This is a genomic window from Stenotrophomonas sp. 22DLJC03 (assembly GCF_056861405.1).
The window spans coordinates 1,128,111-1,141,071 of record NZ_JBSPUG010000001.1; the positions used below are offsets into that span (position 1 = coordinate 1,128,111).

The 12,961-nt window shown below is 67.2% G+C and carries 10 protein-coding genes; 8 read left to right on the plus strand and 2 right to left on the minus strand.

The window, feature by feature from the left end; genetic code table 11:
• The first annotated feature begins 8 nt into the window (after positions 1 to 8).
• Genes map through dapE form a run of 6 tightly spaced genes read left to right on the plus strand, consistent with a single transcriptional unit; the run spans position 9 to position 6,884 of the window.
• Positions 9 to 794 carry a type I methionyl aminopeptidase gene (map, locus tag AC13GA_RS05200; RefSeq protein ID WP_032969368.1) on the plus strand — a complete coding sequence of 262 codons (786 nt, stop codon included), beginning with the start codon at positions 9 to 11 and terminating at the stop codon, positions 792 to 794.
• Positions 795 to 814: 20 nt separating this feature from the next.
• Positions 815 to 3,424 carry a [protein-PII] uridylyltransferase gene (locus AC13GA_RS05205; protein WP_482997701.1) on the plus strand — a complete coding sequence of 870 codons (2,610 nt, stop codon included), beginning with the start codon at positions 815 to 817 and terminating at the stop codon, positions 3,422 to 3,424.
• Entirely contained in the window at positions 3,424 to 4,488 is a 1,065-nt protein-coding gene (gene dapD / locus AC13GA_RS05210) for a 2,3,4,5-tetrahydropyridine-2,6-dicarboxylate N-succinyltransferase (protein WP_253077639.1), read from the plus strand. The genes AC13GA_RS05205 and dapD overlap by 1 nt, the downstream gene beginning before the upstream one ends.
• A gap of 2 nt (positions 4,489 to 4,490) precedes the next feature.
• The gene (locus AC13GA_RS05215) at positions 4,491 to 5,357 is read left to right on the plus strand and encodes a hypothetical protein (RefSeq protein WP_430766974.1); all 867 of its coding nucleotides are present in this window, start codon (positions 4,491 to 4,493) and stop codon (positions 5,355 to 5,357) included.
• 31 nt (positions 5,358 to 5,388) lie between these two features.
• Positions 5,389 to 5,760 carry an arsenate reductase gene (locus tag AC13GA_RS05220; RefSeq protein ID WP_136638654.1) on the plus strand — a complete coding sequence of 124 codons (372 nt, stop codon included), beginning with the start codon at positions 5,389 to 5,391 and terminating at the stop codon, positions 5,758 to 5,760.
• A complete protein-coding gene (dapE, locus tag AC13GA_RS05225; RefSeq protein ID WP_046983126.1) occupies positions 5,757 to 6,884 on the plus strand; it encodes a succinyl-diaminopimelate desuccinylase in 1,128 nt (375 codons plus the stop codon). Before AC13GA_RS05220 ends, dapE begins: the two co-directional genes overlap by 4 nt.
• A 142-nt stretch (positions 6,885 to 7,026) precedes the next feature.
• On the opposite strand, the gene AC13GA_RS05230 is transcribed toward dapE, so the two are convergent.
• Positions 7,027 to 7,905 carry a tetratricopeptide repeat protein gene (locus AC13GA_RS05230; RefSeq protein ID WP_482997653.1) on the minus strand — a complete coding sequence of 293 codons (879 nt, stop codon included), beginning with the start codon at positions 7,903 to 7,905 and terminating at the stop codon, positions 7,027 to 7,029.
• 354 nt (positions 7,906 to 8,259) lie between these two features.
• Between AC13GA_RS05230 and asnB the strand changes: the two genes are divergently transcribed.
• Positions 8,260 to 9,951: an asparagine synthase B gene (asnB, locus tag AC13GA_RS05235; protein WP_136638653.1), complete on the plus strand. Its 1,692-nt coding sequence runs from the start codon at positions 8,260 to 8,262 to the stop codon at positions 9,949 to 9,951.
• 57 nt (positions 9,952 to 10,008) lie between these two features.
• Here the strand turns inward: asnB and AC13GA_RS05240 are convergent, their stop codons facing one another.
• Complete coding sequence (locus tag AC13GA_RS05240; protein ID WP_482997654.1) at positions 10,009 to 12,336, minus strand: penicillin acylase family protein; 2,328 nt, start codon at positions 12,334 to 12,336, stop codon at positions 10,009 to 10,011.
• A 123-nt stretch (positions 12,337 to 12,459) separates the two neighbouring features.
• On the opposite strand from AC13GA_RS05240, the gene bfr reads away from it, so the two are divergent.
• Positions 12,460 to 12,948: a bacterioferritin gene (bfr, locus tag AC13GA_RS05245; RefSeq protein WP_004151115.1), complete on the plus strand. Its 489-nt coding sequence runs from the start codon at positions 12,460 to 12,462 to the stop codon at positions 12,946 to 12,948.
• Positions 12,949 to 12,961: the final 13 nt, after the last annotated feature.

The window sequence follows — 12,961 nt, forward strand, 5'->3', positions numbered from 1 at the left end:
CGGCGATAATGGGCGCCATGAGCGTGAATCTGAAAACCCCGCAGGAAATCGAGATGATGCGTGTCGCCGGCCGCCTGGCCAGCGAAGTGCTCGACATCGTCACCCCCCACGTCAAGCCCGGTGTCACCACCGAGGAACTGGACCGCATCTGCCACGACCACATCGTGAACGTGCAGGGCACCATTCCGGCCAACGTCGGCTACCGCGGCTTCCCGAAGACCGTGTGCACCTCGGTCAACAACGTCATCTGCCACGGCATTCCCAGTGAAGGGAAGGTCCTGAAGGATGGCGACATCATCAATATCGACGTCACCGTCATCAAGGATGGCTGGCACGGCGACACCAGCCGCATGTTCTTCGTCGGCACCCCCTCGGTGATGGCGCGGCGCTTGGTGGAAGCCACCTACGAAGCCATGTGGCGCGGCATCCGCGCGGTGCGTCCGGGCGCTACGCTGGGCGACATCGGCCATGCCATCCAGAGCTACGCCGAAGGCGAGCGTTTCAGCGTGGTGCGCGAGTACTGCGGCCACGGCATCGGCAAGGTCTACCACGACGAACCGCAGGTGGTGCACTACGGCCGTCCCGGCCAAGGCCTGGTGCTGCAGCCGGGCATGACCTTCACCATCGAGCCGATGATCAATGAGGGCACCCGCTACAACAAGGTGCTGCCGGATGGCTGGACCGTGGTGACCAAGGACCGCAAGCTGTCGGCGCAGTGGGAGCACATGATCGCGGTCACCGAAACCGGCGTCGACGTGCTGACCCTGTCGCCGGGCGAGTCGCAGGTCTCCTGAGCATGTTGCCGGCGAGTTCGCTGCTGGACACGCCGGCCGCGTCGCTCAATGACACGGACTGGGCTGCTGCCGCGCGCCAGGCGCTGCAGCAGGCCGACGCGCGCCTGTACCGCCGATTCGACCAGGGCGACAACATCGAGCGACTGCTGGCGCTGCGCGCGCGCGCTGCCGACCACCTGATCCGCCTTGCCTGGCAGCGATGCCTGCCCACCGACAGCGGCCTGTCGCTGTTCGCGGTGGGCGGCTATGGGCGTGGGGAACTGTTCCCGTGTTCGGACATCGACCTGCTGGTGTTCGGAGAGCCGGCGGCGCAGTTGGCCCAGGAGGCCGCGCTGGCGCGCCTGTTCGCGCTGTTGTGGGATTGCGGGCTGGCGGTCAGCCACGCCGTGCGCTCGGCCGCGCAGTGCCGTGAGGCCGCTGCCGACCAGACGGTGATGACCGCACTGATCGAGGCGCGGCCGATCCTCGCCGAGGATGCGACCCGTCGCGCGTTGCGCGAGGCCATCGACGACCGTGAGCTTTGGCCGGCGCGTGCGTTCTTCCTGGCCAAGCTGGAAGAACTGCGCAACCGCCACCAGCGTTTTGGCGACACCGCCGATAATTTGGAACCCGACCTGAAAGATGGTCCCGGCGGACTGCGCGACCTCAACACGCTGGGATGGATGGCGCTGCGTGCGTTCGGCGTGCGTGACCTGGAGGCGCTGGTCGGGCTCGGCCATCTGGGCGCCGACGAAGCGGCAGCACTGAAGCGCGAGCGCGCGGTGCTGGCACGCTTGCGCTTTGGCCTGCACCTGGTGGCACGTCGCCCGGAAGAGCGCCTGCGCTTCGATTACCAGAAGACCCTGGCCGCGCGCCTGGGCTTCGAAGACGACGCCGAGAACCTCGGTGTCGAGAAGATGATGCAGGGCTTCTACCGCGCCGCACTGGTGGTGCGCCGGATCAGCGACCGCCTGCTGCAGCGCTTCGAGGAGCAGTTCGATGGCGAGGCACAGCCGGAACCGCTGACCGTTGGTTTTTCCCTGCGTCGTGGCTATCTGGCCGCCAACGAGGCCGAATGGCCGCGTGGCGACATCGGCCAGGTATTCGCGCTGTTCGCCGGCTGGGCCAACAACCCGCAGGTGCGGGGCCTGCATTCATTGACCGCACGCGCGTTGGCCGAATCGTTGCCGCAGCTGCCGGCCTACGACCAGGCCGATACCGATGCACGCGAACATTTCCTGGCGCTGCTGCGCGGCCAGCGCCCGGTCGATACGCTCTCGCGCATGGCGCGGCTGGGCGTGCTCGGGCAGTGGATTCCCGCCTTCGCCCAGGTCAGCGGGCGCATGCAGTTCGACCTGTTCCATGTCTATACCGTCGATCAGCACACGCTGATGGTCCTGCGCAACATCGGCCTGTTCGCCAGCAGCCGTGCCGACGAGCGCTTCTCGATCGCGCATGAAGTGTGGCCGCGCCTGCGCAAGCCGGAGCTGCTGTTGCTGGCCGGCCTGTTCCATGACATCGCCAAGGGCCGTGGCGGTGATCACTCGGAACTGGGGGCGGTCGACGCGCGTGCGTTCTGCCAGGCGCACGGGCTGAGTGCTTCCGATACCGAGCTGGTCGCGTGGCTGGTCGAACAGCACCTGCGCATGTCGATGACGGCACAGAAGCAGGACATCGCCGATCCGGTGGTGATCCATCGCTTTGCGACCCTGGTCGGCAGCCGCGACCGTCTGGACTATCTCTACCTGCTGACCTGCGCCGACATCGCCGGCACCAGCCCGAAGCTGTGGAACGCATGGAAGGACCGGTTGCTGGCCGACCTCTACTTCGCCACACGGCGTGCGCTGCGCGAGGGCCTGGAGCATCCGGTACCGGCCGCCGAGCGCGTGGCCGAAGCACGTGACAGCGTGCGTGCACTGGTGCGCGAGCAGGGTTACGACGACGCCACCATCGATCGCCAGTTCGCGGTGATGCCCGACGAAGGCTTCATCCGCCTGCGCCCGGAGCAGCTGGCCTGGCAGGCCGCTGCCCTGGTGCCGGTGAAGCAGGGGCAGGCGCTGGTGAAGGTGCGCCGGATCAGCGTCGACGATCCCGCACTGGAAGTGTTCGTGCACTCGCCTGACCGCGACGGCCTGTTCGCCGCGATCGTCATGACGCTGGACCGCAAGGGCTACGGCATCCATCGCGCACGCGTGCTGGATGGCCCGGCCGATACCATTTTCGATACGTTTGAAGTGAGCCCGGCCGATACCTTTGCCGATGGCAGCAGCGCCAACCTGGAGGCCGCCCTGCGTGAAGCGCTCAGCGGCGACCTGACCCGCCTGCGGCCGTCACGCCGCGTGGTGCCACGGCAGCTGCGCCACTTCCGTTTTGCGCCGCGCATCGAGTTCCGCGATGAGCCCGGCGCGACCCGTTTTGCCCTGGTCGCCCCCGACCGTCCCGGCCTGCTGGCCGATGTGGCGTTCGTGCTGCGCAACCAGGGCCTGCGCGTGCAGGACGCGCGCATTGCCACCTTTGGCGAACGCGCCGAAGATACCTTCGTGATCAGTGACGAACACGACCTCCCCCTGACTGAACCCGCCCGGCAGCAGCTGCATGACGCAATGCTGGCCTGCCTGGACCCTGATCGAAACGCCGGAGACCCCGCCTGATGGCCACCAAGCCCGCCAAGAAGACCGCCGCGACCACCAAGAGCGCAGCGGCCCGGAAAACTGCTGCCGCCACGCCGGCCGCGAAGAAGGCCGTTGCGCCGAAGAAGGCCGCTGCAGTGAAGGCCCCGGTGAAAAAGGCCGCAGCAGCGAAGAAGGCTCCGGCCAAGAGCGCTGAAACCACGCGCGCCGAGACCATCGCCCGCAAGTCGTTGCGCAAGCCGGCCGCGCCGGGCGTGGAAGAGCTGAAGTTCGGCATCGAGAGCGCGTTCGAGCGGCGCGCCACGCTGACCCTGCACGAACTGGAAGGTTCGACCAAGCCGCTGGTCAACCGCGTGATCGATGGCCTGGAGAGCGGCGAATTCCGCGTTGCCGAGCCGGACGGCCACGGTGGCTGGAAGGTCAACGAGTGGCTGAAGAAGGCCGTGCTGCTGTACTTCCGAGTCAACGACATGGCGGTGGTCGATGCGCGTCCGGCGCCGTTCTGGGACAAGGTCGAATCGCGCTTTGCCGGCTACGACGAAGCCAAATTCCGCCGTGGCGGCGTGCGCGTGGTGCCGGGCGCGATTGCCCGTCGCGGCACGTACTTCGGCAAGGATGTGGTGCTGATGCCGAGCTTCACCAACATCGGCGCTTACGTCGGCGAGGGCACCATGGTCGACACCTGGGCCACCGTCGGTTCGTGCGCGCAGATCGGCCAGCATTGCCACCTGTCCGGCGGCGCCGGTATCGGCGGTGTGCTGGAGCCGCTGCAGGCCAGCCCGACCATCATCGAGGACCACTGCTTCATCGGTGCGCGTTCGGAAGTGGTGGAAGGCGTGGTGGTCGGCCACCACAGCGTGATCGGCATGGGCGTGTTCCTCAGCCAGAGCACCCGCATCTACAACCGTGCCACCGGCGAGATCAGCTATGGCTACATCCCGCCGTACAGCGTGGTGGTGTCCGGCTCGCTGCCGAGCAAGGACGGTACCCATTCGCTGTACTGCGCGGTGATCGTCAAGCAGGTCGATGCCAAGACCCGCAGCAAGACCAGCGTCAACGACCTGCTGCGCGGCCTGGCCGACTGACGGTGACTGCGCCGGAGGATCTGGCGCAGTCCGCGATCTACCGGCATCCGTCCGACACCCTGTTCGGGCGGATGCTGCCGCGCCTGCTGCACGCCCTGCGCTGGACCCGTCTGCGCCGCGGGCTGTCGCGGCGCTGGCCGATGCCGGCCCTGGTCAGCGATGTGCGCGACGTGGTCTACGTGAGCTGGTGGGTCGACGTGCGCCACGCACCAACGCCACCGCCGGGCCATCATTACGTGGTCCATGCCGGACATACGCCTTACACCATCCTCAGCTACCGGCATGGGCACTTCGGGCCGGCGCTGGCTGGGCCGCTGCGTTCTCTGCTGCCGTCTCCCAGGCAGAGCAACTGGCGCTGGTACCTGCGCCGCGACGACGATCCGGACGGAACGCCGGTGGTGCTGTTCGATCGCAACGTGATGGACCAGCTGGCCTTCGTGGCCGGCGCACGCGCCTTCAGCGATGCCATGCAGCCGCATCTGCCGGCACGCTTCGCGCATGTGCTGGACGCCGAAGGCGGCGGCTGTACGGGGATCGAGGGTGGGGAGGGCAGTGCACCGGACCTGCGCCTGCAGTGGCGGGCCGCAGACGCCTGGGAGGATGCAGCATGGTCGGCCGCTTTCGGTGGTCACCACGCCGTGCTGAGCTTCCTGACCTGCCAGGACGAGGCCATCGCCCGTACCTGTGACCACCGCTGGGCCAGCACGCGCATTGCGTTGCCGGTGGACGTCGACAGCCTGCTGCCGCTGCGCCTGCTCGGCGAGTTGCATTGCCCTCGTCTGCAGGCGATGGACGTGGCGTTGCATGGGGGACTGGCCTTCCGGCTGCCCCGGGTGCCGTTCCGGGTCGTGTCCGAGCGCCTGTTGTGAGATTCTGGCCCTCTGTTTTCCAGCATCACAGATGGCCATGAGCACCACTGTCTACGGTTTGAAGAACTGCGATACCTGCAAGAAGGCGACCAAGTGGCTGGACCGCTTCGGCGTGCCGTACACCTTCGTCGACTACCGCGACAACACGCCCAGCCCGGAAACGCTGCTGGCGTGGGCGGCGCAGCTGGGCGGCCTGGGCGCGATGGTCAACAAGTCGTCCACCACCTGGCGGCAGTTGCCGGACAACCGCAAGTCCGCCGATTCCGAGGCCGAGTGGAAGCTGTTGCTGCGCGAGTACCCGCAGCTGATCAAGCGCCCGGTGGTGGTCACCACCGATGGCAAGGTCACCCAGGGGTTCAGTGACAACGGCTTCAAGGCGCGCTTCAGCGTGGGCGACGCATGAGCGCGGTGCTCGACCTGACCTGCGAGCTGATCTCGCGGCCTTCGGTGACGCCGGACGATGCCGGCTGCCAGGCATTGCTGGCGGCGCGGCTGAAGCAGGCCGGGTTCCATTGCGACCACCTGCGCCTGGGCGAGGTCGACAACCTGTGGGCGACCCACGGCCAGGGTGCGCCGGTACTGGTGCTGCTGGGCCACACCGACGTGGTACCGCCTGGCCCGCGTGAGGCCTGGGCCAGCGATCCGTTCACGCCGCAGATCCGTGATGGTGTGCTGTACGGCCGTGGCACCGCCGACATGAAGGGCAGCGTGGCTGCATTCGTGGTCGCCGCCGAGCAGTTCGTCGCCGCACATCCCGATCATCCCGGCACGCTGGCAGTACTGCTGACCAGTGACGAGGAGGGCGATGCGATCGACGGCGTGCGCCACGTGGCGCGGCTGTTCGCCGAACGCGGCCAGCGCATCGACTGGTGCATTACCGGAGAGCCATCGTCTACTTCGACGCTGGGTGACCTGCTGCGCGTAGGCCGTCGTGGCAGCCTGTCTGCCAAGCTGCGCGTGCAGGGCGTGCAGGGGCATGTGGCGTACCCGGAAAAAGCGCGCAATCCGATCCATCAGGCGGCACCGGCACTGTCCGAACTGAGCGCACGGCGCTGGGACGACGGTTATGAGAGCTTCCCGCCGACCAGCCTGCAGATATCCAACATCCACGCGGGTACCGGTGCCAACAACGTGATTCCCGGCGAGCTGGAGGTGGATTTCAACATCCGCTACAACCCGCACTGGGATGCGCCGAAGCTGGAGGCAGAGATCATTGCACTGCTTGACCGGCATGGCCTGCAGTACACGCTCAAGTGGCATCGCAGCGGTGAGCCGTTCTACACCCCGGAAGGCACGCTGCGTGCGACTGCGCGCGCGGTACTGGCCGAGCACATCGGCCGTGCCCCGGAAGAAAGCACCGGCGGCGGCACCTCGGATGCACGTTTCATCGCGCCGCTGGGCGCGCAGTGCATCGAAGTAGGACCGGTCAACGCCAGCATCCACCAGGTGGACGAGAACGTGCGCGTTGACGATCTGGAAGCACTGCCGGGGTTGTACCAGCGGCTGGTGGAACGGTTGCTGGTGTGAGCCCTGTGGTGGGGATGCCCCGATCCTGCCGAGGTGGGTGCCGACCGTTGGTCGGCACGCCTCCCGCCGGGGCCGCTTCCCAGTAGGGCCGAGCCATGCTCGGCTGTTTATTCCACCAGAAGCGGCCGAGCATGGCTCGGCTCTACTCTGAAAAAATGAAGAACGGCGGCTCGATCGCTTTCTTCCAGTAGCTGGGCGCGGCCATGTAGAAGCGCTGCGCCTCGGCGCGCGCGAACCAGCGCGCGGCAGCATCGGTGTCCTTCTCCACGCCCGGCGCACGGCGGCCCAGCAGCAGCCCGGCGAAGTACTGGCCGAACACATTGCCCCGCTCACCTGCGCGCTGGTACAGCTGCAGTGCACGCGCTGGATCGCGTGGCAGGCCGACGCCTTTTTCCAGCAGTGCGCCCAGATCGACCTGTGCGTCGGCGTCACCTGCAGCGGCACGGCGTTGGATCCTCGCCACCAGCGGATGCACGGTATCGCCTGTGGCCGCTACTGCGCCGGGCAGTCCCGATGACGACGACGCATAGCGCTGGTAGACCATCGCGCGAAGGTCCCAGCGCAGCGCTCGCTGGGCATCGCCGCGCTCGCGATAGGCCTTGGCCAGGTCAAAGAACGCATACGGATTGCCGTGGTTGGCGGCGGCCATAGACCAGCGTTCGCCACGTCGCCAGGACGCGCGCAGCACCGGTGCCGGGTTGATGTGGGGGCTGTCGGCATGCTGCAGCGTGCCGGAGATCCAGATCCGGCCCAGTGCTTCTTCCGCCTTGGTGTTGTGGAAGGTCCAGGGTGTGATCGCTGCGGCACGCTCGTAGTAGGTGACGGCGCGCAGATCGTTGAAGCGCTCGAAGGTCCGCGCGGTTTCCCAGGCGCCGTCGAAGCTGCCGTCGGTTCCGCGTTGCTCCAGTACCTGTTGCTGGTCCAGCTGCAGTGTGGAAGGTGGGGGTAGGCTCTGGCAGGCGGCCAGGCTCAGGCAGAGCAGGGCGGCCAGCGCTCCGGTGCGTCCATTGCGGTGTTGCATTCCTGTTACACGGTTCAGGGTGGGCCATTATGCGCTGGCTGGCGCGGTGGCGGTCCTTCCGCGTGGTTGCCGACGCAACTGTTGCGCGGCGCCGAAAACCGGGGTAGGGTCGATGCCATGTCGATCCGCCTGGCCACCGCCGTCAATAACAACAACCGCAATAATCTGCGCGCGAATAATCGTGCGCGGCCGATGCGGGACTGCGCCCTGGGTAGATAGACAGCAACACACGCCCGGACACCAGAAAACCCGCATCAGCCGATGCGGGTTTTTTTGTGCCCGGGCGCAGTCCCCCCGGGCCTGGTTGCCGGTCGAACACCTTCCCCGTGAAATCCCCACAACAGGAGCTCTGCCATGTGTTCGATCTTCGGAATCTTCGGCCTGCAGGCCGGTGACGATCTTCCCGCCCTGCGCCGCCACGCGCTGGAGCTGTCGCAACGCCAGCGTCACCGCGGTCCGGACTGGAGCGGCGTGTACCTCGATGAAGGCGCGCTGCTGGTTCACGAACGGCTGGCCATCGTCGATCCGGCCGGTGGCTCGCAGCCGTTGTTGTCGGCCGATGGGCAGCTGGCGCTGGCGGTCAACGGCGAGATCTACAACCACCAGCAGCTGAAGGCCACGCTGACCACCGCCTACGACTTCCAGACCGGTTCGGACTGTGAGGTGATCAACGCGCTGTACCGTCAGGGCGGTACGCCAGCACAGTGGCTGGAACAGCTCAATGGCATCTTCGCCTTCGCCCTGTGGGATCGCGAGGCCGGACGGGTGCTGGTGGCACGTGACCCGGTGGGCGTGGTGCCGCTGTACTGGGGCCACGATGCACAGGGCCGGCTGCGCGTGGCCTCGGAAATGAAGGCACTGGTCGATACCTGTGCCGACGTCGCGCAGTTCCCGCCGGGCCATTACTTCGACAGCGCCAGCGGTGAGCTGGTGCGCTACTACCAGCAACCGTGGCGCGACTATGCCGACGTGCAGGGCCGCCAGGCCGACCTGGCCGAACTGCGCCAGGCGTTCGAGCATGCGGTGGAACGCCAGCTGATGAGCGACGTTCCGTACGGCGTGCTGTTGTCCGGTGGCCTGGACTCGTCGCTGGTGGCGGCGGTGGCCGCACGCTACGCGCGTCGCCGCATCGAGGATGGTGGACAGACCGAAGCCTGGTGGCCGCGCTTGCATTCGTTCGCGATCGGCCTGAAGGGCTCGCCCGATCTGGCGGCTGCGGCGATCGCTGCCGAGGCACTCGGCACCGTGCATCACGGCTTCGAATACACCTTCGAGGAAGGCCTCGATGCGCTGCCGGAAGTGATCCGCCACATCGAGACCTACGACGTCACCACCATCCGTGCATCGACGCCGATGTTCCTGCTCGCACGGCGGATCAAGGCGATGGGCGTGAAGATGGTGCTCTCCGGCGAAGGCAGCGACGAGATCTTCGGCGGCTACCTGTACTTCCACAAGGCGCCGGATGCGCGCGAATTCCACGATGAGCTGGTACGCAAGCTTGATGCCCTGCACAACTACGATTGCCTGCGCGCCAACAAGTCGATGATGGCCTGGGGCGTGGAGCCGCGTGTCCCGTTCCTCGACCGCGAGTTCCTCGATGTGGCGATGCGCTTCGATGCCGCGCACAAGATGGTCGGTGCCGGCTTCGGTGGCCGCCGCATCGAGAAGGCGGTGCTGCGCGAAGCGTTCGAGGGCTACCTGCCGGACAGCATCCTGTGGCGGCAGAAGGAGCAGTTCAGCGACGGCGTCGGCTATGGCTGGATCGACGGGCTGAAAGCGCATGCCGAAGCGCAGGTGAGCGACCGCGTGCTGTCGGCGGCCGACAAGCGCTTCCCGCACAACCCGCCGCAGACCAAGGAGGCGTACTACTACCGCCACCTGTTCGAACAGTTCTTCCCCAGCCGCGCGGCGGCCGAGACCGTGCCGGGCGGCAAGTCGATTGCCTGTTCGTCGCCGGCGGCGATTGCGTGGGATGCCAGCTTCGCGGCAGCAGCCGATCCTTCCGGCCGCGCGATTGCCGGCGTGCATGAGCAGGCGCTGGCCTGACGCTGCAATGATGGGGTCAGATCCCTTTTCTTTGGAAAAGGGATCTGACCCTGGTCGTCAACGCGCAGGGACCAGCGTCATCACGTGCTGCGCCTTGCCTGGCAGGAACGGGGTCGGTCGGCCATGCACCCAGTCTTCGTGGCCAGCCGCCCAGTACGGCGACAGCGGATGGCCGCTCTGGCCGCCGGGCATGTGCACGATGCCGTCGGCCTCGTGGCCGGGCGAAACCACCATGCGTTCGGAGGCACCGAAGTTCGGCGTCTGCACGCGTGGCATGTCGCGGTCACCGGGCAGGGGATCGGTGGGCATGCACAGCCAGCGTTTGGCGATGTCCGGCAATGCACGCGCGATGGGATGGCAGATCGCCGCGGTGTTGCGCTCGCCCCAGGTGCGCTGGGCCAGTGGGCCTTGCTTGGCCAGCTCGCTCTCGGTGCGGTGAGCTGCATCAAGCAGCAGCGCGTCCCAGCTGTCGTAAGCCGGTGGCAGCAGATTGGCCGGGCGCTGCTGCAGCATCGGCCAGGCCACACCTTCCAGTTGTGCCAGGCGCGGGTCCAGATAGTCATCGCCCAGCTGCGCGTTGGCCGGTGCCAGGAGTGCATCGGACAGGGTATCCATCACCTGCGTGCGGAACTCGCGCACCACCCGGTAGCTCACCGAGCTGGTCGAGGCCCGGCCGCCCCATTGGTGACTGACGGACTTCAACCGCTTCAGCGCAGGATCGTCACTGTGTTCGATGACGTCATGCAGCAACGCCCACCAGCGCTGCAGGAACACCGCGCGGTCATCAAGCTGGATCGCCAGCAGGTCGTGCTCGTCGAAGCGTTCCTGGATGGCCAGCAGGTCGCGGATCTGCCGCCCACGCGCGCCGAGGTCGTAGCCACCGTTGCCGACGATGGTCAGTGCCTCGCCATCCAGCACGCGGCCATTGGCGGTCCAGAGGCGATGGTTGGTGGGATCGATCAGTGCAGGTGAGGCATCGCTGCGGATCGGCCACGGCGCGCAGTCCTGGTTGTTGGCAGCATTGAAGCCGGCCGGCGCACAGCCGGGGCCTCGGTCGGGGCGGGCGCCGATCAGGCGCCAGGCGATGCGTCCGCTGCGGTCGCCGACCACCAGGTTCTGCGCGGGGATGCCGGCGCGGTCGGCGAAGTGCAGGGCGCCATCCAGATCGCCGGCGCGGGCCAGATCACCGAAGTCCAGGCGCACCGCGCCGGGCAGGTGCGCGACCCAGCGCAGGGCATCGCCGCTGCCATCGGCATGGGTGTGCAGGATCGGGCCCCAGGCGGTTTCGCGCACCGGGAACACCACGTCGGCCTGGCCGGCCACCGCAATGTGTTCGTCGTGCACGGTCACAGCGGCGCTGGCCGGTTCAGTCCGGTAGTCGGCAGTATCGATGTAGCTGTTGGTGAAGCCCCAGGCGACGTGTCCATTGCTGCCGACGATCACCGCCGGCAGGCCAGGCAGCGAGAAGCCAGTGACGTCGACCTGGCCGCCTGCAGCCTGCGGGTCGGGGTAACGCAGGCGCACCCGGAACCAGAGGCCAGGCGCGCGCAGGCCCAGGTGCATGTCGTCAGCCACGATCGCGCGGCCGTCGGCGGTGAGTGCGCCGGCCACCGCGAAGTTGTTGCTGCCGATGACGTCCGCCTCCTCCTGCTCGGTGCCCGGCTTTCCCTTCAATGTGCGCAGATCGAGCTGGCTTGCATCGGGCAGGGCCGCGTTGCCGGTGGCTTCGCCAAACAGCGGTGCATCCCATTCGGTGCCGTCGTGGGCAATCAGCGCGTACAGCGCCGGCGGCACCACCGCGCGGATGCGGCTCAGGGCAAGCTCGGTCTGGTTGCCTGGGTCCTGCAGGTCGGCGTACATGGCCAGTCCGGCCAGCACGCTGTCGCTGGCCTGCCACGGGTGCGGTGACTGCCGCAGCAGCAGGTAGGCCCACGGCCGCACGGAGAGATCAGCCAGGCCTTCGTTGACGCCGTCCACATAGGCACGCACGGCCGCGCCGTTGTCGCCCAGCGCGGTATCCAGATGCGCCTCGGTGCGGGCGCGCAGGCGGTGCACGCGCATGCGTTTGTCGGCGTCGATGGCTTTCGGCCCGAACAGCGCCGACAGCTCGCCGGCGGCACTGCGGCGCATCAGGTCCATCTCGAAATAGCGCTCCTGCGCATGCACATGGCCGAGTGCACGCATCGCGTCGGCCTGGCTGCCGGCAGTGATGGTGACCACGCCCAGCGCATCGCGTTCGACGGTGACCGGCCTGGCCAGACCAGGCAGTGCATGTTCGCCGTCGAGGTCGGCCAGGCTGCCGCGCAGCAGCAGCCACAGGCCCAGTACGGTAACCAGCACGATGGCGATCAGCACGCCCAGCACCCAACGCCATGTACGTCGCATCGCACGTCCTTTCCGAACTCGTGGGCCGATTGTAGCCGCAGGCGCAACTGCGACTGATTCCGATTAGATCACCGTATTTTGAAATGCGGCACCCTATGTCACATCGATTCACAGGAGCCCCCCATGAAAGGCAACCCGGACGTCATCGCCTGCCTGAAGGAACTGCTGCGCGGCGAGCTTGCTGCCCGCGACCAGTACTTCATCCATTCCCGCCGCTACGAGGACCAGGGCCTGTTCGCGCTGTACGAACGCCTGAACCACGAGATGGAAGAGGAAACCCAGCACGCCGACGCGCTGCTGCGCCGGATCCTGTTCCTCGGAGGCGACCCGGACATGCGCCCGCATGCCACCGAGCCGGGCAAGACCGTGGAGGAGATGCTGCAGAAGGATCTGGATACTGAATACGCGGTTCGGAACAATCTCGCCGCCGGCATGAAGCTGTGCGAGGAGAAGGGTGACTACGTGAGCCGCGACATGCTGCTGGCGCAGCTGAAGGACACCGAGGAAGACCATGCCTGGTGGCTGGAACAGCAGTTGGGCCTGATCAAGCGCATCGGCCTGGAGCTGTACCAGCTGAGCAAGATCGACGGCAACGGCGCCCCGGCGCACTGAGCCGGCGCCTCGC

Bases quoted from the DNA above. Each gene is read 5' to 3' on its own strand.
- map (WP_032969368.1), top strand. From the start codon at position 9: ATGGGCGCCATGAGCGTGAATCTGAAAACCCCGCAGGAAATCGAGATG.
- dapE (WP_046983126.1), top strand. From the start codon at position 5,757: ATGAGCGCGGTGCTCGACCTGACCTGCGAGCTGATCTCGCGGCCTTCG.
- bfr (WP_004151115.1), top strand. From the start codon at position 12,460: ATGAAAGGCAACCCGGACGTCATCGCCTGCCTGAAGGAACTGCTGCGC.
- AC13GA_RS05240 (WP_482997654.1), bottom strand. From the start codon at position 12,336: ATGCGACGTACATGGCGTTGGGTGCTGGGCGTGCTGATCGCCATCGTG.
- asnB (WP_136638653.1), top strand. From the start codon at position 8,260: ATGTGTTCGATCTTCGGAATCTTCGGCCTGCAGGCCGGTGACGATCTT.
- AC13GA_RS05220 (WP_136638654.1), top strand. From the start codon at position 5,389: ATGGCCATGAGCACCACTGTCTACGGTTTGAAGAACTGCGATACCTGC.
- AC13GA_RS05230 (WP_482997653.1), bottom strand. From the start codon at position 7,905: ATGCAACACCGCAATGGACGCACCGGAGCGCTGGCCGCCCTGCTCTGC.
- dapD (WP_253077639.1), top strand. From the start codon at position 3,424: ATGGCCACCAAGCCCGCCAAGAAGACCGCCGCGACCACCAAGAGCGCA.